General features: G+C 72.9%; 21 protein-coding genes and 1 tRNA gene. 8 read left to right on the plus strand and 14 right to left on the minus strand.

The features are described 5' to 3' along the window. Together ABD254_RS13075 and ABD254_RS13080 are read left to right on the plus strand one after the other, a co-directional pair. On the plus strand, nt 1-1173 hold a 1173-nt coding region (locus tag ABD254_RS13075; protein WP_344248867.1), incomplete at its 5' end, for a glycosyl hydrolase family 18 protein. A gap of 116 nt (nt 1174-1289) precedes the next feature. Further along, a tRNA-Ser gene (locus tag ABD254_RS13080) sits at nt 1290-1379 on the plus strand. Between the two features lie 23 nt (nt 1380-1402). Here the strand turns inward: ABD254_RS13080 and ABD254_RS13085 are convergent. From ABD254_RS13085 to ABD254_RS13105, 5 genes are all read right to left on the minus strand, one after another. Beyond that, entirely contained in the window at nt 1403-1750 is a 348-nt protein-coding gene (locus ABD254_RS13085) for a tyrosine-type recombinase/integrase (protein WP_425553808.1), read from the minus strand. Between the two features lie 177 nt (nt 1751-1927). After that, nucleotides 1928-2326 carry a PH domain-containing protein gene (locus ABD254_RS13090; protein WP_344249290.1) on the minus strand — a complete coding sequence of 133 codons (399 nt, stop codon included), beginning with the start codon at nt 2324-2326 and terminating at the stop codon, nt 1928-1930. 224 nt (nt 2327-2550) lie between these two features. Continuing rightward, nucleotides 2551-3078: a hypothetical protein gene (locus ABD254_RS13095; RefSeq protein WP_344248869.1), complete on the minus strand. Its 528-nt coding sequence runs from the start codon at nt 3076-3078 to the stop codon at nt 2551-2553. A gap of 1027 nt (nt 3079-4105) precedes the next feature. Beyond that, entirely contained in the window at nt 4106-4663 is a 558-nt protein-coding gene (locus tag ABD254_RS13100) for a hypothetical protein (protein WP_344248870.1), read from the minus strand. Nucleotides 4664-4836: 173 nt separating this feature from the next. Continuing rightward, the gene (locus tag ABD254_RS13105; RefSeq protein WP_344248871.1) at nt 4837-5616 is read right to left on the minus strand and encodes an SDR family oxidoreductase; all 780 of its coding nucleotides are present in this window, start codon (nt 5614-5616) and stop codon (nt 4837-4839) included. Between the two features lie 171 nt (nt 5617-5787). Here ABD254_RS13105 and ABD254_RS13110 point away from each other — a divergent pair, with 171 nt between their 5' ends. Beyond that, nucleotides 5788-6456 carry a Type 1 glutamine amidotransferase-like domain-containing protein gene (locus tag ABD254_RS13110; RefSeq protein WP_344248872.1) on the plus strand — a complete coding sequence of 223 codons (669 nt, stop codon included), beginning with the start codon at nt 5788-5790 and terminating at the stop codon, nt 6454-6456. A gap of 24 nt (nt 6457-6480) precedes the next feature. Here the strand turns inward: ABD254_RS13110 and ABD254_RS13115 are convergent, their stop codons facing one another. The 4 genes from ABD254_RS13115 to ABD254_RS13130 all read right to left on the minus strand — a co-directional run bounded on the left by ABD254_RS13115 (nt 6481) and on the right by ABD254_RS13130 (nt 9828). After that, nucleotides 6481-6966: a hypothetical protein gene (locus tag ABD254_RS13115; RefSeq protein WP_344248873.1), complete on the minus strand. Its 486-nt coding sequence runs from the start codon at nt 6964-6966 to the stop codon at nt 6481-6483. Further along, nucleotides 6963-7532 (minus strand): GNAT family N-acetyltransferase, encoded by a 570-nt coding sequence (locus tag ABD254_RS13120; RefSeq protein ID WP_344248874.1) that lies wholly within the window; start codon nt 7530-7532, stop codon nt 6963-6965. The genes ABD254_RS13115 and ABD254_RS13120 overlap by 4 nt, the downstream gene beginning before the upstream one ends. 52 nt (nt 7533-7584) lie before the next feature. Continuing rightward, on the minus strand, nt 7585-8196 hold the full coding sequence (locus ABD254_RS13125) for a dihydrofolate reductase family protein (RefSeq protein WP_344248875.1): 612 nt from the start codon (nt 8194-8196) through the stop codon (nt 7585-7587). Between the two features lie 570 nt (nt 8197-8766). Next, nucleotides 8767-9828, minus strand: coding sequence for a serine hydrolase domain-containing protein (locus tag ABD254_RS13130; protein ID WP_344248876.1), 1062 nt, complete (start codon nt 9826-9828; stop codon nt 8767-8769). 83 nt (nt 9829-9911) lie between these two features. On the opposite strand from ABD254_RS13130, the gene ABD254_RS13135 reads away from it, so the two are divergent. Further along, nucleotides 9912-10445, plus strand: a complete 534-nt coding sequence (locus ABD254_RS13135; protein WP_344248877.1) for a PadR family transcriptional regulator — start codon at nt 9912-9914, stop codon at nt 10443-10445. Between the two features lie 49 nt (nt 10446-10494). Here ABD254_RS13135 and ABD254_RS13140 read toward each other — a convergent pair whose 3' ends face one another. The 4 genes from ABD254_RS13140 to ABD254_RS13155 form a co-directional block, all read right to left on the minus strand. Then, on the minus strand, nt 10495-12375 hold the full coding sequence (locus ABD254_RS13140; protein ID WP_344248878.1) for a choice-of-anchor I family protein: 1881 nt from the start codon (nt 12373-12375) through the stop codon (nt 10495-10497). Nucleotides 12376-12501: 126 nt separating this feature from the next. Further along, nucleotides 12502-13287 (minus strand): metallophosphoesterase family protein, encoded by a 786-nt coding sequence (locus ABD254_RS13145; RefSeq protein ID WP_344248879.1) that lies wholly within the window; start codon nt 13285-13287, stop codon nt 12502-12504. Between the two features lie 56 nt (nt 13288-13343). Beyond that, nucleotides 13344-14498 (minus strand): glycosyltransferase family 4 protein, encoded by a 1155-nt coding sequence (locus ABD254_RS13150; protein ID WP_344248880.1) that lies wholly within the window; start codon nt 14496-14498, stop codon nt 13344-13346. An 85-nt stretch (nt 14499-14583) separates the two neighbouring features. Next, on the minus strand, nt 14584-15945 hold the full coding sequence (locus tag ABD254_RS13155) for a glycosyltransferase 87 family protein (protein WP_344248881.1): 1362 nt from the start codon (nt 15943-15945) through the stop codon (nt 14584-14586). Between the two features lie 179 nt (nt 15946-16124). On the opposite strand from ABD254_RS13155, the gene ABD254_RS13160 reads away from it, so the two are divergent. Then, on the plus strand, nt 16125-17396 hold the full coding sequence (locus ABD254_RS13160) for an Nramp family divalent metal transporter (RefSeq protein ID WP_344249292.1): 1272 nt from the start codon (nt 16125-16127) through the stop codon (nt 17394-17396). Between the two features lie 18 nt (nt 17397-17414). On the opposite strand, the gene ABD254_RS13165 is transcribed toward ABD254_RS13160, so the two are convergent. Next, a complete protein-coding gene (locus tag ABD254_RS13165; protein WP_344248882.1) occupies nt 17415-17897 on the minus strand; it encodes an NUDIX hydrolase in 483 nt (160 codons plus the stop codon). Between the two features lie 166 nt (nt 17898-18063). On the opposite strand from ABD254_RS13165, the gene ABD254_RS13170 reads away from it, so the two are divergent. The 3 genes from ABD254_RS13170 to ABD254_RS13180 all read left to right on the plus strand — a co-directional run bounded on the left by ABD254_RS13170 (nt 18064) and on the right by ABD254_RS13180 (nt 20980). After that, the gene (locus tag ABD254_RS13170; RefSeq protein ID WP_344248883.1) at nt 18064-19332 is read left to right on the plus strand and encodes an acyl-CoA dehydrogenase family protein; all 1269 of its coding nucleotides are present in this window, start codon (nt 18064-18066) and stop codon (nt 19330-19332) included. A 125-nt stretch (nt 19333-19457) separates the two neighbouring features. Further along, nucleotides 19458-20270, plus strand: coding sequence for a DeoR/GlpR family DNA-binding transcription regulator (locus ABD254_RS13175; protein ID WP_344248884.1), 813 nt, complete (start codon nt 19458-19460; stop codon nt 20268-20270). Next, nucleotides 20267-20980 (plus strand): hypothetical protein, encoded by a 714-nt coding sequence (locus tag ABD254_RS13180; protein WP_344248885.1) that lies wholly within the window; start codon nt 20267-20269, stop codon nt 20978-20980. Before ABD254_RS13175 ends, ABD254_RS13180 begins: the two co-directional genes overlap by 4 nt. Nucleotides 20981-21072: the final 92 nt, after the last annotated feature.

The raw sequence follows: 21072 nt of genomic DNA on the forward strand, positions 1-21072 counted from the left end.
GTCGACTCCTGCCTCGACCTGTACCTCGACGGCGATCTGCCCGTCGTCGGCGCGCAGGGCGGCCCGGGGGCCGCGGCCGGCATCTTCGACGGGTTCGACATCGACTGGGAGTGGCCCGCCGCCGACGGCGAGCACCCCAGCCCGAACCCGGACGTGGACAAGGCGAACTTCCTCGCCCTGATGGAGCTGTTCCGCGAGAAGCTGGACGAGCGCGCCGCCGCGACGGGCGACGACTACCTGCTCACCGGCTTCGCGCCCGCCGGCTGGGCGCCGCGCACCAACGGCGGGTGGGTCGACCCGCGGCTTGCCGCCGTCGTCGACTTCCTCAACGTGCAGGGCTACGACTTCCACGGCACCTGGGTGGCCGACCGCACCGGCCACCAGGGCAACCTGCACCCGTACGAGTGGCCCGACGCCCCCGGCCAGCCCGCGAACTGGGGCCTCGCCGCCGACGGGCTGCTCGGCGCCTACCGGGCGGCGGGCTACCGCGACGACCAGCTCGTGCTCGGCCTCGCCGCGTACGGGCACGGCTGGTCCGGCGTCGCCGACCCGACGCCGGGCGCGCCCGCCGAGGCCGCCGTCGGCGTCAAGAACTACTCCGAGCTGCACGACCTCGGCACCGAGTACTACGACGAGACCGCCGCCGCCGGCTACCGCTGGGACGGCGACCAGTGGTGGAGCCTCGACACCCCGCGCTCGGTGACCGCGAAGGCCGAGTGGATCGCCGAGAACGGGTACGGCGGCGCCTACTTCTGGGACATCGCGGGTGACTACCGGAACGAGCTGGGGTCGACGCTCGCGGACACGCTCCGGGCCGCGACCCCCGGGCCGCTCGTCGTCGGCGAGGGCGCGGACCCCTGGTACGCGACCGGCGTCTACACGCGCGGCGACGTCGTCGCGCATGACGGCGTGGAGTACCGGGCGAGGTGGTGGACCCGGAACCAGGCGCCGGGCGACCGGCACGGGCCGTGGGAGGAGATCGGCCCGCGCGGGACGGCCCCCGCCCCCGCGGCGGCGGAGTGCGCGCCGGCCTGGACCGCCGACGCGGTGTACCGCAGGGGTGATGTGGTCTCCCGCGCGGGGGTGAACCACTCCGCGCTCTGGTACGCCCGCGGTGACCGGCCGGGCGACCATGCCTGGGGGCCGTGGGACGCCGGCGCGCCCTGCGTCTGACGCGTCGTCAGGCGCGCCGCGCGCGGCCGGCGGTGTGACGTTGGCCGCGCGCGGGCCGGAGGATTTCGGGTCTGACGCGTCATTGGGTATCCTCGGACGGCCGGTTCTTCCGGCGAGGTAGCGTGTCCGAGCGGCCTAAGGAGCACGCCTCGAAAGCGTGTGTGGGTGAAAGTCCACCGTGGGTTCAAATCCCACCGCTACCGCCACCCGAAGGGTCCCACCCGCAGCATCATGCGGACGTGGGGCCCTTCGTCGTTCCCCGTACTCCTTTTTCACTCCGTTTTCCCTTCCGGATGCCCAACGTCGCGGCCTGGGTGACGAGCTGATCGATCACCGTCCGCAGGTCCGGAGCGACGTGGGTCCGCTTCACGTAGTGCCGCACCGTGGTGCCCTCGTCGGCGTGCCCGAGCAGCGCGGTCGCGTTGGCGATGGTCGTCGAGTTGGCGACCTGGGTGGCGACGGTGCGACGGAAGTCGTGCGGCGTGACTTTCGTGCCGATGGCGGCCTGGGCGTCGCGGAGCTGGTCACGGATGCGGCTCGGTGATCGCGGCGTGGCGCTCGTCGATGGGAACACCAGCGCGTCCGGCCCGCCGTCAAGGCGCGGCCTGCGCCGCGCTCGGCACGCCGCCCGGACCGCGCAAGGACGACGGCGGCCCCCGGCGTCAGCCGCCGGTGCGTGTCTTCTCCGTCTTCCTGCACCGCGTCAGCCTCCCGACCGCCCCGCGTTGAGCCGAGCGTGGGCGTCCTCGGGCTTCTAGACGCCGGCGAGACCGACGATCGCTGCGGCCACATATCCGGCGATGACGATCCACTCCCACCACGCGGGTCGAACCAGCGACTTCCGCGAGGTGTCGTTCGCTGGCGCGCGGAGCGAAGCGACCCTGGTGCGACGCACCTCGATCTCAGCGACGACGCGGTCGACACGCGACCGGCGATTGAGCATTCCCGAGATGTTCGCGCGCTGTACCGCCCAGAACCACCATGTCTGACCATTACGCAGAACGACGCCCACCTTCGACCCAGCCTCAAGCGCAACGACCTCGCTCCACGGGACCGATGTGGATGTCACGATGTTGCGAGCCCACAGACCCTCGTCAGATACGCGAATCCATCCGCGGCCGCTCAGGAGGGCGAAGACCCCGCCTCCGCCCATGAGGGCGTACCCGAAGAGGGTGCTGCCGAATGTGTCGTCTGGGTGCGCAGGGAGGGTGGCCAGTGGTAAGAGCAGGAGTGCGAAGAGCGGCCCAAAAATGGCGGACGCATGGCGGAGAAATGGCGACGTTCGATAGATCACGTCCCCGCCCGCGAGCTCCTTGCCTCCGGCGGCACCTAGGTTCGCTGACCCCGGTTCCGGACGAGCTTGCTCCACGTCTCTTGTCAACCTTCGCTCTTGTTCCAAGAAGCCGTGAGTGCTGCAACTGGCTCCGGGTGCGCTTCGGAGGCCTGCTTCTTACGCAGCCAGTCCGCACGCGTCTGGTGAGCTCCTGCGATCAGGCCCGCTGTGAGGAGCGGTGCCGTCGCGACCATGACCCACGTGAGGCCCCACGATCTGTCATGTGCGTTGTAGACGTCAGACCCGCCTGGAGCGATGACAACCGGTTCGATCGCTGCGCCGGTCTCTTGGGGCTGGGGTTCGCCAGCGCTGGAGAACTGCACGTCCTCGACGTCGTCCGTTCCGTCATCTGACACGAAGTCGCCGCGCCAGTGGCATTCTTTGGGCCCGCAGTCCTCAACCTGAGGGATGAAACGACCCTGGATGCCATCGTGTGTGGCCTGCCACTTGTCCACGGACCAGAAGACGCCGACGGCAAGCCACAGGCCACCGACCGCGATCGAGGCGATCCAGGCAGGGACGATGATGAGCAAGAACGACACGAGTCGGCGGCGACGCGGTGACGAAGGCACGGCGCGGAGTCTACGCAGATGCGGATGCTCTTCGACGGCGGGTGTTATCGGTGCTGTCGCGCCCTGGCCCCGCACCGACCGCCGAGCATCCGGCCGCCTCCGGCCCGCATCAAGGGCGCCTGCGGCGTCGCTACGCGATGGCCTGCGGCTACCCTTGACCCGGACCTCCACCGGCGTTTCGTGCTCCGCTATCGGTACGGAGCCTCGGAGTGTCCCCGCCCGGCCGGGTGCCAGGAGGTCGCCGGATTGCCTCCGTTTTGATGGCCGGATCAGTGCCCGAAGGCGCAACGCCGTCCAACGAGCGGCTCCGCGAAAGTCCAGGTCAGATAGCAGATCTGCCCGGGCGAACAGGGCGGACCAACACGCAGCACTCAAGCCCACCGCTACCGCCACCCGAAGGGCCCCACCCGCAGAATCATGCGGACGTGGGGCCCTTCATCGTCCCCAGGTCACCGGAAGCTCACCGCTTGGGGCTGATCGATGACCGTCCGCAGGTCCGTCGCGACCTGGGTCCGCCCGACGTGGTGCCGCACGATGATGTCTTCGCGGCGTGCCCGAGCAGGGCGGTCGCGTTGGCGATGTTGGTCGAGTTCGCGACCTGGGTGGCGACGGTGCGGCGGATGCCGTGCGGACGCTCGATGCGGGTCTCGCCGCCGGGTAGTGAGACCGTGAAGTCGCCTGCGCGACGTGCACGGTCACGGTCGCTCCTGCTTGGACGCGGCGGACAGCACCACCAATCGGATCCGCTTGCCAACGAGCACGGATGCTCGCGGCGCGGCTCGACGACTTCGCCGTCGACCGCGTCCGGCGTCCGCGACGTGCTACACCCGGGCGCGAGGATCGGTTCAACGAATGCGCGGCATCCCACGACGGCGAAGTCTGCAGCTACTGCGTCGAAGGTGTCATTGAGTTTGCAGGCTCTTCGCAGATGGGGGGCGCCCGGTGACACGCCGGGCACCCCTCAGCTGCGAAGAGCCTGAAATGCGACCCGTTCAAGGACATCCGGAACGTGCGACGAGGACCAGGCTCAATCCACCCGGGTGCGGGCATGATCGTAGGCGGAGCGAGTGGCTGGCACGATCAAATCGGCCCATCGCTCAACATCGTCCGCCGACAGAAGGGCGTACGGAACGGCGATCTTCGAGTCGTGCATCTCTCGGATTTTCGATGAAGTGTTGTCGTCGAAATCTATTCCGGCAGCATCGTACTCGCGAACAATCGTCGCAATGGACTCCGAGATGAATTGCTCCCGGTGCTTCCCCAAGAAGTCACTCAGGGACGGACGTATCGTGTCGAGCAGACTCCCTATATAGGGATCCTCGGTCGAAACCGCGGCGCCGTACGCGCGCACCGTAATGCACTTTGTCACGTCGTTCTTTCCGTTCCCTTCCCACAGATATGCCATTCGGGCGATCGGATAGAAATCGAGACCTACGGCGTAGAATCCGCGCTCCCCACCTTCGTCCAGAGGAGACACCCAAACGTCACGGGCAACCGAATCCCGAAACCCTATCTCGCCCAATCGTCGGCCAAGTGTGGCCCGCGCTGCATTCTTCGCGCGCCCTGGCGGAAATGGGACGACCATCCGGTTGCTCCTTTCTAGTAGTTCGGCAGACGGATGGGTTTGACGCGGAGCTCGTTCCACGCGCTCAGCGAGCGCTCGTGTTACCCCGGGAACGGGATCGATGCTCGTGAAGAGGGCTGTGAGCCTCTGGTGAGCCGAGCCGCGTGTGCATCTCGAGGCGGTCTCGGCGTCGGTCATGCCACGAGCGACTGGCCCCCGTCGACGAACACCTCGGTGCCGGTGACGTGGCTCGCCGCGTCGGACACGAGGTAGGCGATGGCATCGGCGACCTGCGCGGCGGAGCCCGGCCGCTGGCCCGTCAGCGGGATCTGCCCGTCCGGGAACTCGGCGCGCACGCCGAGGGCCTCGGTGTTCCGCTGCTCGGTGTTGTCGTCGATCTCGGTGTCGATCGCGCCCGGGCACACGGAGTTGACCCGCACGCCGCGCGGACCGAGCTCGACGGCGGCCATCCGCGCGAACGCCACCTGGCCTGCCTTGCTCGTCGCGTAGGCCGACGCGCCGGAGTTGCTGAACGTGCGGGTCCCGTTGATCGACGAGACGACGACGACCGCGCCACCCTGCCGCACGAGCAGGGGCACCGCGTACCGGACCGTGAGGAAGGTGCCGGTGAGGTTCGTGGAGATCGTGCTGGCCCACTCGTCCGGCTCCAGCTCCTCGAGCGGGGCCCAGACGCCGTTGACGCCGGCGTTCGCGACGACGATGTCGAGCCGGCCGAGCTCCTGCTCCACCCGCGCGAGCACGTCGCGCACGGCGGGCGCGTCCCCGACGTCGGCCGCCACCGGGAGCGCCGTGCCACCGCCGCGACGGATCTCCTCCGCGACGTCGTCGGCGCTCTCCTGCCGGTGCCCGAGCGCGACCACCATGGCACCGTCGCGTGCGAGGCGCACCGCAGTGGCGCGTCCGATGCCTGACCCCGCGCCGGTGACCAGCGCGACCTTGCCCTCCAGCGTCATCGTGCACCTCTCCGTGGTCGACGTCGTCGACGCTAGCCACGGCACCGGGGCCTCGCGCGCCGAGCGGCGGCGCGCGGCCGTCCGCCTGCCGAGCCGCGGTGGCAGCGATGACTCTCCCGGCGCCCCGGGGTCTACCGGTCGCTTCGCTCCGTCTTCGAACTAGGAGGCACCATGCGGCTTCTCCTCACGTCCGCCGGCGTCACGAACACGAGCATCCACGATGCGCTCCTCGGCGTCCTCGGTCGGCCGGTCGCCGACTGCGACGCCCTCTGCATCCCCACCGCGCTGTACGGGCACCCGGCCGTCGGCCCGGGGGCGAACGCCTGGAACTTCATCACCGGGCGGACCGACCACATGACCGGGCTGGGCTGGAGGTCCGTGGGGGTGCTCGAGCTGACCGCGCTGCCGAGCATCTACGCGGACCGCTGGGTCCCCAAGGTCCGCGAGGCCGACGTCCTGCTGGTCTCGGGCGGCGACGCCCTGTACCTGAACCACTGGATGCGGGAGTCCGGCCTCGCCGGCCTGCTGCCGTCGTTGAACGAGACGGTCTACGTGGGGATGAGCGCGGGCAGCATGGTGCTGACGCCGCGCATCGGGCAGTACTTCGTCGAATGGGCTCCGCCGTCGGGCGACGACGCCACGCTGGGAGTCGTCGACTTCTCGATCTTCCCGCACCTCGACCACCCGATGCTGCCGTACAACACGATGGCCGCCGCCGAGACCTGGGCGGCCGGGATCGGCGGCCCGGCCTACGCGCTCGACGACGACACCGCCATCGTGGTGGCCGACGGAACCGTCGAGGTCGTCTCCGAGGGGAACTGGAAGCGCCTGCGCGACTGAGGCGCGTCGCCGTCGCCCGTGGGGTCAGTCGACGACCTCGATCGGGGTCCACGGATTCTTCGCGCAGCCGATGCTCGGGTCGATGTCGCAGATGGTCTTGACGCCCTGGAGGTTCACGGATACTTCTGCCTCTCCGACCGGGAAGTCGTCCGGGACGCGGAAGGCGCCCTCGGCATCCCCTTCGCTGCTCGGGTCCAGGGCACCGAGGGGCACCCTGTCATGCCTCGCGTCCGGGACGTCGGCCGGCATCGTCGACCAGATCTCGACCTCGTAGCGTGCGCGGGCGGGCATGCGCCACTCGCAGTCGACGCCGTCGGGTTTGCCGGTGGTCTCGACGTGCAGCTCGTCGCCGGGAGCGACACGTTGCGGCGTCACGACCGGGTCCTCGGGCTGGCAATAGGCCGTCTTCGCGATGGCGTCGGCGACAGCACAGCCCGCCGTAATCGCTAAGGCCAGCGCCACGGCGGCTGCCGTGAGCCCCCGACCGGCTTGCCGGCAGTGCGCGTTCACCGGGTCAGCTCGTGCGGCAGGAGCCCGTAGACCGGGCTGTCGCGCCGTCCGCCCTGGAAGGTCTGGTGCGACCGGAGCAGTCCTTCGCGTTGGAAGCCGCACCGTTCGGCGACGCGCTGGGACGCGACGTTGTCGGGCCCGCACGTGAGCTCGAGCCGGGCGAGGCCGAGGCCGGTGAAGGCCCAGCCGGCGACGAGCCGGACCGCGCGCGTCGCGACGCCCCTCCCGCGCGCGTCGGGGGTCAGCCAATACCCCATGCTCGCGCGGCGCTGGCGCTGATCGATGCCGCTAAGCGAGACCTCACCGAGCAGCGGTGCCGCGGCGGACGCGTCGCCGGCTTCGTCGGCCACGACGACCGCCCAGTGGATCGCCGTGCCCTGCTCCCGCAGCCGCTCGATGGCGCGGATCCGGCCGACGACCGCGGCGCGATCCGCGGGCACCCCGTCGGAGAACCGGCGGAAGACCGGGTCCGTGAGCCCGGCGAGCTGCGCGTCGGCGTCGTCCTCGCGCCACAGGCGCAGGCGGATCAGGTCGTCTGACAGCGGAGGTGAGGTCAGCGTCGGCACGGCCCCAACCTAGCCAGTGCCCGCCCGGGCCACGAGAAGGTGGACGCGTGATTCACCGCGTGACGTCGTAGACCACGTGCACGGCCGTCGTCGACGGCGTCACCGATCGCTGGACGAGCTCGTGGCGACGCTCGCCGGAGAACAGCGCCGTCCCCGACCCGAGCACGACGGGCGAGATGTGCAGCTTCAGCACGTCCAGCAGCCCGGCGTCCAGCGCCGAACCGACCGTGGCGCCGCCGCCCATGAGAACGACGTCGCGGTCGGCCCCCGCGCGCTCGGCGGCGTCGAGCGCCGCGGCGCTCGCCTGGGCGACGGCGTCGCGCAGCCCGGTGGTGACGAACGTCCAGAACGGCAGCCTCGGCGAGGCGGGCGGGTCGCTCGTGACGACGAAGAACGCCGGCCTGCCCACCTCGCGCGCGCCGTAGCCCGTCTCCTCGTTCCAGCCCTGCGGGCCGTCGACGACGTCGAACAGGGCCCGGCCGAGGATGACCGCGCCGCTCGCCTCGGTCGCCGCGCGCAGCTGCTCGCCGTCGACGGGGTCGTCGCTGAACGCCCACCTGTGCAGGGCCTCGCCGCCGTCGCCCAGGCCGTTGTCGGGGCCCGGGTCGGGCCCGGTGACGAACCCGTCGAGGGAGATCGAGATGTCGCCCACCACTCTGGTCATGGCGGGTGGACCGTCACGACGCGGCGGAGTCATCGCGGCGTCGGACCGACCGCCGTCAGCGGGTCGCCCGAGGCGAGGAGCGACGTCCCGGCGTCACCGCGAAGTCGAGGCCCCTCCGTAGCCGATCGGCGACGGGACCCGAACCGTGACGTCCGTGAACGATCCGCCCCCGATCTCGACCCTGGCCGGAGGTGACGTGAGGTCTCCCACGTGTGCGACGACGTCGAACAGGCCGACGGAGGGGGACTCGACGACGGCGACTCCCCGGGAGTCGGTCCGGGCGCCGTCGACCCGTGTGGAGCCCAGGAGCAGCTCGACCGTGGCGTCACGTGCAGGGACGGCGGTGCAGCCGTCCGCGGTGCAGACGTCGGACTCCACCGTGACCTCGACCTCGCCGACCTCGGGCGCCGGGCCAGAGGCGCATCCTGCCGGCCCTGCGACCGCTACGGCCAAGGCGACGCCGACGGCGGCGCAGCGGGCGGGTCCGGGGCGTCCTGCGGTGAGCGGGCGAGCAGGTGACGTCGGTGTCCGCACGCGCTCAAGGTAGCGCCTCGTTCGTCGGTGCCGTGCTCACCGGGCCGCGAGCAGCCGGGCGATGCGTGCGTGCAGCATGAAGCTCTGATTCATCCGCCGGTAGGAGTGGAAGTTCAGCACGACGTGGGCGCGCTGGCGCGGGTAGTAGAACATGTGCGTCGCGAAGTGCCCCAGGCCGCCGACGGGCTCGGGCAGCCCGCGCAGGAACGGCGGCGTGAACTCGCCGAACCGCACGGTCGCCATCCCCGCGCCGTAGTGGATCCCGCGCCGGCGGCGGTGCCGCGGCGTCGCCATCCACCGGAGCGTGTCGGGCGAGACGAGCCGCCCGCCGTGCAGGGCACATTGAAAGCTCACCAGGTCCGCGGGCGGCGCGACGATGCCGCCACCGGCCCAGTCGAGGCTCACGCTGAGCGCGCGGCTGAGCTCGTGACCGCCCAGCCAGAACGGCGCGACGTCGAGCTCGGCGAGGTCGGCGGGGGTGCGGGCGTCGCCGTACGGGGTGGTGCTGCGCTCCATCCCGGAGGGCTCGAGGACGCGCTTGCGCAGCGCGGCGTTGAACGGCTCGCCCGTGGCCTCCTCGACGATGCGGCCCAGCAGCACGAACACGGTGTCGCCGTAGCGGAACCTCTCGCCCGGGCGCCCGACGGCGGGCAGGCGCTTCGCCTCGTCGAGCAGCTCCGCGGGGGACCAGTAGCGGTCGGGCTGGGCGGCGGCGGTCCGGGTGGAGACGGCGGTCCGGGTGCCGCGGGGTGGTTCGAAGTAGTCGGGCAGGCCGCTGGTGTGCGTGAGCAGGTGCTCGACCGTGACGTCGGCGGCGACGTCGACGCCCGGCGCGCCGGGCAGGCCGTCGACGTCGGACGCCGGGAGCACGTCGCCGAGCGGGCTGTCGACGCCGAAGCGGCCCTCGGAGACCAGCATCGCGACGAGCGTCGCCGTCATCACCTTGCCGATGCTGGCCGTGTGGAACGGCTGGGAGCCGCCGGACTCGACCTCCAGCCCGGGCGCGACGACGAGCACCTGCGGCGGCGGCATCGACGACCTCCGTCGCGACTTCCGCTCCAGCGACGCCGTCAACCTGTCGACCGAGTCCCGTGCCATGGACGTCTCCTTCATCGACCCGACAACCCTCATAGACATGTCTACTAGACAGGTCTATGAGGGTCAACGGCTAGGGTCGATCCATGGCGCACGTGATCCTCGGTCTGCTCCTGCTCCGGCCGCAGAGCCTGTACGACCTGGTCAAGAACTTCGAGGCCGCCGTATCGCTGCTCTACAGCGCAAGCTCCGGCAGCATCCGGCGCGCGCTGGAGACGTTGCTGACCGGCGGGCTGATCGAGGTGGACGAGGTCGGGCCGGGCGCACGGGGCCGCAAGACCTACCGCGTGACCGACGCCGGCCGCGAGGAGTTCCACTCCTGGATGACGGGGCCGATGGCCGGTCCGGACGCCGAGGCCGCGGCGCTGCCCCGGCTCTTCTTCCTGGGCCTGCTCGAGCCCGACGAGCGGGCCGAGGTCCTTGCGCGCGTCGTCGCGCGGATCGAGAACGACCTCGCGCGGCTCGAGGCGCTCGGCGAGCAGATCGACGCCGCGGAGATCCCCGAGGAGTTCCGCGACGTCTTCCGGTTCCAGCGCACGACGCTCGACTACGGGCTCGCCTCGCACCGCCACGCGCTCGCGTGGTTCCGGGAGCTGGCCGAGCGCACGCCCGCCGGCTGAGCCTGCCGAGACCGCGGCGCCGGCCTCGACAGGCTCGACCTGCGGAGGGTCAGCGCAGCCGGTCCACCTCGAAGAGCGTCGTCGTGCCGGAGACCTCGCTCGCGACGGCGAGCAGCGGGCGGTGCGTCGGGGAGTCCTCCGCCTGGATGAACGTCAGGCCCTCGGGGCCGAGGTCGCCGGCGGCCTCGAGCGCGGTGGGCGCGTCCTCGCCGTCGTCGATCGCGTCCTCCACGGACACGGAGTAGTCGCGGTTCGACACGTAGGTGACGAGCTCGGAGCGCTCCGGCCGGGTCACGTCGTAGACCATGACGCCGCCGGCGCGCTCCAGCCCGACGAACGCGTAGGTGCGGCTCCCGACCTTCCCGATCGTGAGGTTCTCCGGCTCCGGGCCCTTGTCGTCGCTGCGCCCGTCGAACGACGTCTCGGAGTGGTTGGTGTTGAACGCGTCGCCCAGCGCCTCGGCCGTGACCTGCTCGAACGTGTTGCCGGAGTCGAAGACCAGCTCGCCGTCCGTCGTCCAGACCGAGAACGACCGCGCGCCCATCGCGAACAGCTGCTCGTAGCAGGAGCCGTCGTCGCTCAGGCCCGACGCCGTCGTGACGTTGAGGCGGCCCAGGTCGGCGTCGTCGAGCAGGGACGACGCGGGGGAGTCCGCGCACACCGGCGCGAGGCCGCCGGTGCCGAGGTCCTTCACGCGGGCGGGCTCCGCGTAGTCGCCCCACTCGCGCGCGTCGCCCTCGTTCGCCGTGACGAGATAGGTCTCGCCGCGCGAGGTGAACGACGCGATCCCGTCGGGCATGTACAGCCCCCGCACGGGGACCTCGCGGACGGCGGCCGCGTCGTCCCTGTCGGACGGGTCGATGCCCTGCCCGGGCACCGAGTGGTCCTTGCTGCCGAGGGACCAGACGTCGGTGACGCGCGCCCGGCGCAGGTCCACCTCGGCGACGGCGTTCGCCTCCTGCAGGGCCACGTAGGCGGTGCGAGAGTCCTTCGACACCGTCACGTACTCCGGCTCGAGGTTGCGCGACACGCGGTGGGCGAGGCTGCCGTCCGGCGCGGGGGCGTCCGGCGCGAAGACCCGGACGCCGTCGGGCAGCGCCTCGCCCTCGAAGGCGTGGAAGTCGGCGGTGCGCACGGCCGACTGCCGCACGTCGAGGTCGTCGTACCGGTGGCCGTGTCCCCACCCGTGGCCCGACCCGCGGCCCGACCCGTGGCCCGGGCGGAGGCGGTCCGGCAGCTCGACGACGGTCACCGAGCCCTCCGGGTCGACGGAGAAGTCGTCGGCCGGCTCGCCCTCGTTCGCGACGACGGCGCCGGCGCCGTCGGGCGTGATCGTCACCATGTCCGGCAGCGCGCCGACGCGCCAGGCACCGAGCGCGTCGCCGTCGCCCGCGGCGTCGAACAGCACGAGCCAGCCGTCGTCGGTCTTGACCTCCGACTCGACGGCGACGACGACCAGGCCGTCGGCCCGGACCGCGACCGAGTTGGCGACCGCGCCGTCCGGGACCGTGGAGCCGTCCGCGGCGCGCACGCCGGCAGCCTTCAGGGCGAAGAGCTTGCGGGGCGACGACGGCCGCGCGACGTCGAGCACCGTGACCTCGCCGGCCTGCGCGTTCACCGAGAACAGCCGCTGCGTCCCCGCGTGGTGCGCGACGATCTCGGCGGCGGACTCGTCGAAGACCCCGGTCGCGTACGCCCCGAGCGGCCTCAGCGCGAGGCCGGCGCCGTCAGCGCTGAGGGACACCGGGTGGTCGACCACGCCGGCGCCGCCGGACGTCCCGCCCGGCCACCACCGGGCGGGCGACGACGCCGCGGCGGGCAGCGCGAGCGGCACGGCCAGGGCGAGGGTCACGGCGGCGGCGCACGTGCCGGCGACGACGCGGGGGCGACGCGCGGGGCCGGCGGGCCGGGGGCGAGAGGTGCGGGACAAGTGGTCCTCCGTCGAAGCCGGGGCGCGCACCGGAGCACGCCGTCGCGGCGCACGCTAGTGACCGCGGGTGGCGGCGCGGGGCGGCGACGGTGAACGCCGCGGGTACCGGCGGTGAACGCCGAGCGGTCAGGCCGGCCGCCCGTCGCGGGGGCCGAAGACCCGCAGGGCCTCGGCGTCGCTCGCCGACGATGTCACGTACTCCTGCGCCCAGCGCCGGGCGTCGGGGTAGGCGCTGGACCTGGCGACCGCCGCGACAGCGGCCTCGACGTCGACCGGCGTGTGCCGCAGCTCGACCTGCCCGTCTCGCAGCAGCGCCCACGACCTGCCCGCCCGGCCGTACGGCATGCCGACGCTGCCCGGGTTGACGCAGAGGCGCCGGTCGACGAGCCGCACGAACGGCATATGGGTGTGCCCCATCACGACGGCGGCCACGTCGTCGTCGAGCCCGCCGAGGACCTCGGCCCAGCGCTCCAGCGACGAGTCGACCAGCACGACCTCCTCGTCGTCGCGGGGCGTGCCGTGGCAGCACACGACGCGGCCGAAGCCGCGCACCCGCAGCTCCACCGGGTGGGGGAGGGAGGCGAGCAGCTCGACGTCGTCCGGCCGCAGCTGTGCGGCGGCCCAGGGGACGACGGGGTCGGGCACCGCGGCGTCCTCGCCGCGCGCGTGCGCGACGAGCTCACGGTCGGCGTTGCCCCGCACCAGGACGGCGCGGTCGCCGAGCGACCGCAGCCGGTCGAGGACCTCGCGCGGCTGCGGCCCGGCGGCGTGGTCGCCGGTGACGACGAGGAGCTCCGCGTCGCGGACGTCCGGCTCCGCGAGGACGGCCTCCAGGACCGGCAGCACGCCGTGGATGTCGGAGAGCACGGCGACGCTCCCCACCTCACCCGCCCGCGCGGCTCGTCCGCCCACGACGCCACCGTCCCACACCGGGCCCGTCGACGTTCGCCACGTGCACGATCCGCACGTCACACCTCCGACGCGGGCCGGGCGGCGGTGCGCGCGGAGGACCGCGTCGCGATCGCGTGGTCGTAGTGCTCCAACAGCTCGGTGCAGACGTGCTGCCACGTGCGGCCGAGCACGCCGCGGCGCGCGGCGACGCCGAACGCGCGCCGCTTGCGCTCGTCGCCGAGGAGGTCGACGACGTGGCGGCGCAGGGCCGCGCGGTCGCCCGGCGGGTAGAGCCAGCCGGTGTGCGAGTGCTCCACCAGGTCCAGCGGGCCGCCGGCGGCCGGCGCGACCACGGGGACTCCCGACGCGTGCGCCTCCTGGAGCGTCTGGCCGAAGGTCTCCAGCTCGCCGGGGTGCACGAAGACGTCGAGGCTCGCGACCGCGCGGGCGAGCTCGCGCCCGCGCAGCAGGCCGGTGAAGTGCGCGCCGCCCAGCAGCTTCTCCAGGGCGCCCCGCGCGGGGCCGGCCCCGACCACGACCAGGCGGACGTCCGGCAGGTCGGCCAGCACCCCGAGCGCGTCCACCTGCTTCTCCGCGGCGAGGCGGCCCACGTACCCGACGAGCAGGGGGCGGCCCGCCCCGACGTCCTGCCGCCACGCCTCGTCGCGCTCGGCGGGGTGGAACACGCTCGTGTCCACGCCGCGGCCCCACCGCCGGACCCGGGGGATGCCCCGGGCCTCCAGGTGCCGCGCCGTCGCGGTCGACGGCGCGAGGGTCAGCGTCGCGCGCTGGTGCAGGTGCCGCACCCGCCGCCACAGCAGCGGCTCCAGGTGCCGCACGCCGTACCGCGCCGCGTAGCCGGGGACCTCGGTCTGATAGACGGCGACGGTCGGCAGCCCGAGGTTCTCGGCGGCCCGCAGGCCCTGCCAGCCGAGCGTGAACGGGGACGCCAGATGGACGACGTCGGGCGCGAACGCCGCGAGGGTGCGCTCGATGCCCGCGCGCTGCCCCATCACGACGCGCACGTCGGCGTACCCGGGCAGCCCGACCGAGCCCACCTCGATCACCGGTGTGCCGTGGACGAACGGCGGCACCGCGCCGCCGTCGTCGTCCGGCGCGAGCACGAGCGCCTCGTGCCCGGTGTGCCGGAGGTGCTCGAGGACCCGCAGCACGGAGTTCGTCACCCCGTTGACCTGCGGCAGGAAGGACTCGGCGACGATCGCGACCCGCACGATCGCAGGCAACCTGCCGGGGGTGACACGCCGGGGTTCGCTCGGCGTCGTGTCGTCGACGCGTCGCCGAACGTCGGGCGAACGGTCAGGCGGAACCCGGCGAACCGGGCGCGGCGGGCGGGTCGACGACCGGTCCGAGGTCCGGTCCGACGTCCCGTCGCGGGGCGCGGGCCGGGACGTCGCGCGTGCGCCCGAGCTGGGCGATCCGCCAGGCCGCGCCGACGAGCAGCACCACCAGCGCCCCGTTGCGCAGCGCCTCCACGACGACGATCCACGGTTCGCCGGCCAAGAACTCGCCGTACGCGACCGGGTACACGAGGTAGGTGGCGGCCGCGGTGAGCAGCACGCCGACGGCAGGCGGCGCCCACAGGCGCCGGGTGCCCGGGCCGGCGAGCGCGATCGCGGCGGCCAGCGGCGGGCCGATCCAGGCGACGAACTGTGGCGAACCGACCTTGTTGAACACGATGAGCGCGAGCAGCAGGGCCGCCGCGGCGAGCAGCACGAGGTCGCCCGCGTGGTCGGGGCGACGCCGGGCGGTCCACCAGGTCAGCGCGGCGAGCAGCAGGACGGCGAGCGGCAGCAGCCAGTCGAGAGCGCCCGCCACGCGCTGGGCGGCCTGACCCTGCACCTCGTACGTGAAGATCACGTCGTTGTACTCGATGCTCACGCTCGGGTCCCAGAGCCGGGAGACGCTGAACCACGTCGCGGCGACCGACTCGGCCTGCAGGGTGCGGGCGTCCTGCTGGCCGAACACGCTGAAGGCCCGCTCGCCCGCGCCGCCCGCGAGGGCGAGCCCGACGACGACGACCGACACCGCCGCGCCGGGGACCACGACCTGCCGCCACAGGTCGCGGCCCCGCCGGCGGGTCGCGGCGAGCGCGACGACCACGGCGCCGGGCGCGATCTTGATCCACGCGCCCGCGGTGGCGACCAGGGCGGCGACGGCGGGCCGGCGGGCGGCGAGCACCAGCGCCACGAGGATCAGCGGGGCGATCACGCCGTCGAGCCGGCCGAGGAAGATCGGCCCGAGCGCGAGCAGGAACGCGAGCCACCACCACGCGCCGAGCAGCCCGCGGGGGGCGGCGCGCACCAGCACGACCACCGCGACGGCGTTCAGCGCCACGATCATCGCCGTCCACACGATCTCGTAGCCGAGCAGGCTCGTCGTGACGAGGGCGGGCAGGGTGACCGGGACCAGGGCGCCCGCGGGGTAGACCCAGTCGTAGTCCAGGACGGGCCACTGCCCGGTGGCCAGGCCGTTGCGGGCCCACCACTCGTAGAGCGTGACGTCGCCGTAGATGGTGTACGCCCAGCCGATCGCGCCCCGGACCACCCAGGCGTGCACGACGACGAACCCGACGGCGAGCAGCCAGCGCGACCGGAGCACGGCGCGGAGCGTGCGCCGCGCCGGTCGGGGGGCGGGGGCAGTCTCGGCGGAGGGCGGCACGCGCACATCGTGCCAGAGGTGCGAGATGTGGGTCTCGACGTCTATGGTTTCGGATACCCGAAAACGCTCGGTGCGGCAGGAGCCCCACCCGAACCCGAGGAGAGCGAGTGAGCCGACCTGGCCCCGCCACGGCGACGTCCGCGACCGACGCCGGCCCCCGTCGTCCGGCTGGGTCCGGGGTGCGCACGGCCCGCCTCCTGACGCTCCTCGGCCCGGCCTTCGTCGCGGCGATCGCGTACGTCGACCCGGGCAACGTCGCCGCCAACCTCACGGCCGGCGCGCGGTTCGGCTACCTGCTGGTGTGGGTGCTCGTCGCGGCGAACGCGATGGCGGTGCTCGTGCAGTACCTGTCCGCGAAGCTCGGCGTGGTCACCGGGCGGTCGCTGCCGGAGGTGCTGGGGGAGCGGCTGTCGCGGCGGGGGCGCATCGCCTACTGGGTGCAGGCCGAGGTGGTCGCGATGGCGACCGACCTCGCCGAGGTGATCGGCGGCGCGATCGCCCTGCACCTGCTGTTCGGGGTGCCGCTGGTGCTGGGCGGGGTGATCACCGGGGTCGTCTCGATGCTGGTGCTGACCATCCAGCAGCGGCGCGGGCAGCGGGTCTTCGAGACCGTCGTGACGTCGATGCTCGTGGTGCTCACCGTGGGGTTCTGCGCGGGGCTGTTCTTCTCCCCGCCCGACCTCGGCGCAGTCCTGGGCGGTCTGGTGCCGCGGCTCGACGGGCCCGAGTCGGTGCTCCTGGCTGCCTCCATGCTGGGGGCCACCGTGATGCCGCACGCGATCTACCTGCACTCCTCGCTGGCGCGGGACCGGGTGCGGCACGACGCGCGGGTCCGCGAGCGGCACCGGCTCGCCCGCGGCGCCGGGGCGGCGCCGGACGGCGTCCCGGACCGGCCTGCGACCACCCGCCGGCTGCTGACGGCCACGCGGTGGGACGTCGTGGCGGCGCTCGTCGTCGCCGGAGGGGTCAACATCGCGATGCTGCTGCTCGCCGCGGCGAACCTCCCCGGCCGGGCCGGGACGGACTCGATCGAGGGCGCTCACGCTGCGATCGCCGAGTCGCTCGGGCCGGTCGTGGCCGTGCTCTTCGGGGTCGGGCTCCTGGCGTCCGGCCTGGCGTCGACGTCGGTCGGCGCGTACGCCGGCGCCGAGATCATGGCCGGACTGCTGCACGTGCGCGTCTCGCTGCTCGCGCGCCGGGTCGTGACCCTGGTCCCCGCGATCGTGCTGCTCGCCACCGGCGTCTCGCCGACCTGGCTGCTGGTGATCAGCCAGGTCGTACTGAGCTTCGGCATCCCGTTCGCCATGATCCCGCTGGTGAGGCTGACCCGGGAGGCGGGGCTGCTCGGGGAGCACCGCAACGGGCTCGCCACGCAGGTGGCCGCCTGGCTGATCGCGGGCGTGATCGTCGCGCTCAACGTGGCCCTGCTCTGGCTGACGTTCACCGGCTGACCCGCGAGGTGGCGCGCGCTATCGGCGGGCCGCGGCCTCGAGGCGGTCGACGAACGCGGCCTGCGCGCTCACGACGACGCGACGGGCGTCGTCGGGCGCGAACCAGGCGGCCCGGTCGATCTCCGGGACCTCCATCCTGCGGCCCGAGCGCGGCGGCCACTCGATATCCACGGTGTTGCTGCGGACCTGTCCCAGGTCCGGACCTGGGGCCGGCCACTCGCGTGCCCAGGCGAGCACCCGCTTGCCGGAGCGCTGGCGGACCTCGCCGAGGTCGAGGTCCGGGACGGACGGCGGCGGGAGCGGCAGGCCGAGCTCCTCGGCCGCCTCGCGCAGCGCCGCCGCGTGCGGCTCCTCGTCGGGGTCGAGCTCGCCCTTGAGGACCGACCACGCCCCCTCGTCCTTGCGCGCCCAGAACGGGCCGCCCATGTGGCCGAGCAGGACCTCGATCCCGCCGTCAGGCGTCGTCCGGTAAAGAAGCAGCCCCGCGCTCGTCGTCGCCATCCGGCCAGTGTCGCGCCCCGCGACTGAGACGGGGTATCGCTTGACGTGAGACGCCGTCGCGGGTCACGATGGGCGCAGACCGGCGTCGCCAATCCACCAGCCTTGGCGACGCCGGTCATCCTTCTCACCGGGCCCGCCAGGACCCCCGCGCAGAGAGAGGTCGTCGATGACCCGCCCCGCCCCCGTCATGCCCGGCGTGACCGCCCCCGACTACGACCTGTCGCAGCCCCTCGACCTCGACTACGTCGGCGCGTTCGCGGACGTCGCCCCCGAGGAGCGGGCGCACCAGCTCGCCGTCCGCGAGTTCGTCCAGGACGAGGTGCTGCCCGTCATCGACGGCTACTGGGAGCGCGCCGAGGTTCCGTTCGAGCTGGTCAAGAAGCTCGCCGAGCGCGACTTCCTGCGCGACGGCGTCGACGTCCCGGGCCGCCCCCGGGTGAGCTTCATGGCCGAGGGCCTGGCCAGCATGGAGATGTCGCGCGGCGACGGCTCGGTCGCCACGATCTGCGGCGTCCAGGGCGGCCTCGCGCTGCGCTCGATCGTCATGCACGGCTCGCCCGAGCAGGTCGAGCGGTACGCCGAGCCCATGGCGCGCGGCGAGATCCTCGGCGCGTTCGCGCTCACCGAGCCCACCCACGGCTCGGACTCGGTCTCGCTCGAGACGACGGCCCGCAGGGAGACGCGCGACGGCGTCGAGGGCTACGTCATCGACGGCGAGAAGAAGTGGATCGGCTTCGGCTCCTGCGGCGACATCACCGTCGTCTGGGCCCGCCTGGTCGGGGACGACCCTTCGACAGGCTCAGGAGGGACCGGCGACAACCAGGTGCACGGCTTCGTCGTCCCGCAGGACGCCCCCGGGTACACCGCCACGACGATCGAGGGCAAGGTCTCGCTGCGCGCCATCTGGCAGGCGCACATCGCGCTCGACGACGTCTTCGTGCCCGCCGACGCCGCGCTGCCCGGCGCCACGTCGTTCAAGGCGACCGCCGCGGTGCTGTTCGCCACGCGCCTCGCCGTCGCCTGGTCCGCCGTCGGGCACGCCGTCGCCTGCTACGAGTCGGCCGTCGCCTACGCGACGCAGCGCATCCAGTTCGGCCGGCCGCTCGCGAAGAACCAGATGGTGCAGGAGCGCCTCACCCGGATGCTGTCGCTGGTCACGCAGATGCAGCTGCTGGTCGCGCAGGTCGCGCGGCTCGCCGACGCCGGCACCCTGACGGGCGAGCAGGCGTCGCTCGCGAAGTACACGACGACCCGCCAGGCCCGCGAGGTGGCGGCCGTCGCCCGCGACATGCTCGGCGGCAACGGCATCCTGCTCGGCAACCGGGTCGCGCGGCACTTCGCCGACATCGAGGCGCTGCACACGTACGAGGGCACGGAGTCGATGCAGGCGCTCATCGTGGGTCGCGACATCACCGGGGTCTCCGCGTTCGCCTGAGGCGCAGCGGAGGGTGGGGGCTGAGGGACGAGGCACGCGCCTGGAGCGGAGCCGAGGGTGAATGCGGCGAAGACCCGGCGTTCGCCTGAGGCCGCCGTCCTGCCTGATAGGGAAGGATGAGCGGCATGTCGCGACACCAGCGTCTCAATGACATCCTCGAGCTCGTCGCCGAGCGGGGGCAGCTTGGGGTCGAGGAGGCTGCGGTCCGCCTGGGCGTGTCGGTCGCCACGGTGCGCCGGGATTTCGACCACCTCGCGCAGCAGCAGCTGCTGACCCGCACGCACGGCGGTGTGGTCTCGGGGTCGGCGTCCCTCGACCTGCCGGTCAGCTACAAGATCGCGCGGAACGCCGACGGCAAGCGGCGGATCGCCGCCGCTGCCGCCGGGATGGTGCCGATCGGCAGCACGATCGCGCTCAACGGCGGCACCACGACCCACGAGGTCGCCCGGGCGATCGCGAGCCGGCGCGACCTCGCCGCCGGCTCGGGGAGCCCCGTCGTCACCGTCGTCACCAACGCGCTCAACATCGCCACCGAGCTCGCGGTGCGTCCCCAGGTGAAGATCCTCGTCGTGGGCGGCGTCGCCCGGCCGCAGTCCTACGAGCTGATCGGACCCCTCACCGCTCCGACTCTGGAACGGGTGTGGGTCGACATCGCGTTCCTGGGGGTGGACGCCGTCGATCCGCGGCGCGGCGCGATGGCGCACCACGAGGGGGAGGCGGCGGTCAACAGCGAGCTGGCGGCCCGGGCGGAGCGGGTCGTCGTGGTGGCCGACTCCTCCAAGCTGGGGGCGTCGGCGTTCGCCATGATCTGCGACCCGTCCCGGTTCGACGTGCTGCTCACCGACGTCGATCCCGGCACCGACGTGCGCGAGGCGTTCGGCGAGCACGGCGTGGAGGTCGTCGTCGCCGAGCCGGGGGTCGAGGCAGCAGGGTCGTGAACGACGCCCTCGCCAGGGCCGGGGCGCGCTGGGACGACGACCCTTCGGCGGGGGAGTGGATCCTGCCGTTGCTCGGCGATCCGGGCGCGGCGGTCGAGGCGCACGTGCCGCGTGGGTACGACGCGTACGCGGTCGTCCCGTACCCGCTGGACGAGGATGGCGCGGTCCGGGTGCGCGCCGCGGACGACCGGCTGGAGGCCCTGCTCGACGTGCTCGCGCCGCACACCGGCGACCAGCCCGTCCACGTCGGCCTGTGGGAGGGGTGGGGCTTCCTGTACGACCACGGGGGCGACCCGGCCACAGCTCCCGGGATGGCGGCGCTCGTGGCGTCCGACGAGCGACCCCGCTGGTGGCAGCGCGGGCGGCGCGCAGCCGCCGTTCGTGACGAACTTCGCGCGGTGCAGTCCGAGGTCTCGGCCGCACTCGCCGGGATGCGGCTTGAACGACCGGCCACGGAACCGCTGGACACCCCCTACATGGCTCGGTTCCTGTGGACCGGGCCGCTCCGGTCGGCGACGGCGCTCCGGCAGTTCGGGGAGCCGCCATCCCTCGTGTGGCCGCACGACCGGTCGTGGTTCCTCGCCGTCCCCGAGTACACGCGGGAGATGGCGGTGGGTGGATCGTGCGAGCTGGTCGGGACCGTCCTGTCGACGCCCGGGATGGACGCCCGGCCGGCAGATCTGTCGACCGTCCTCGACATCGACGACTGACTCCTCCAATGCTGTGACCGTTCTCTGGGCGGACGGCTTCCGCGGGCTTGTTCGCTCTGAGCGAACGTCCGCCTAGGCGCTCCGGCCACATC

This window comes from Isoptericola hypogeus, assembly GCF_039531145.1.
In the GTDB taxonomy this organism is placed as follows: domain Bacteria; phylum Actinomycetota; class Actinomycetes; order Actinomycetales; family Cellulomonadaceae; genus Isoptericola; species Isoptericola hypogeus.

Excerpts from the sequence above, each read along its gene's own strand:
- ABD254_RS13090 (WP_344249290.1), bottom strand. The coding sequence starts at position 2,326 with ATGGGCGGAGGCGGGGTCTTCGCCCTCCTGAGCGGCCGCGGATGGATT.
- ABD254_RS13100 (WP_344248870.1), bottom strand. The coding sequence starts at position 4,663 with ATGGTCGTCCCATTTCCGCCAGGGCGCGCGAAGAATGCAGCGCGGGCC.
- ABD254_RS13110 (WP_344248872.1), top strand. The coding sequence starts at position 5,788 with ATGCGGCTTCTCCTCACGTCCGCCGGCGTCACGAACACGAGCATCCAC.
- ABD254_RS13175 (WP_344248884.1), top strand. The coding sequence starts at position 19,458 with ATGTCGCGACACCAGCGTCTCAATGACATCCTCGAGCTCGTCGCCGAG.
- ABD254_RS13165 (WP_344248882.1), bottom strand. The coding sequence starts at position 17,897 with ATGGCGACGACGAGCGCGGGGCTGCTTCTTTACCGGACGACGCCTGAC.
- ABD254_RS13125 (WP_344248875.1), bottom strand. The coding sequence starts at position 8,196 with ATGACCAGAGTGGTGGGCGACATCTCGATCTCCCTCGACGGGTTCGTC.
- ABD254_RS13170 (WP_344248883.1), top strand. The coding sequence starts at position 18,064 with ATGACCCGCCCCGCCCCCGTCATGCCCGGCGTGACCGCCCCCGACTAC.
- ABD254_RS13130 (WP_344248876.1), bottom strand. The coding sequence starts at position 9,828 with ATGGCACGGGACTCGGTCGACAGGTTGACGGCGTCGCTGGAGCGGAAG.
- ABD254_RS13135 (WP_344248877.1), top strand. The coding sequence starts at position 9,912 with ATGGCGCACGTGATCCTCGGTCTGCTCCTGCTCCGGCCGCAGAGCCTG.
- ABD254_RS13105 (WP_344248871.1), bottom strand. The coding sequence starts at position 5,616 with ATGACGCTGGAGGGCAAGGTCGCGCTGGTCACCGGCGCGGGGTCAGGC.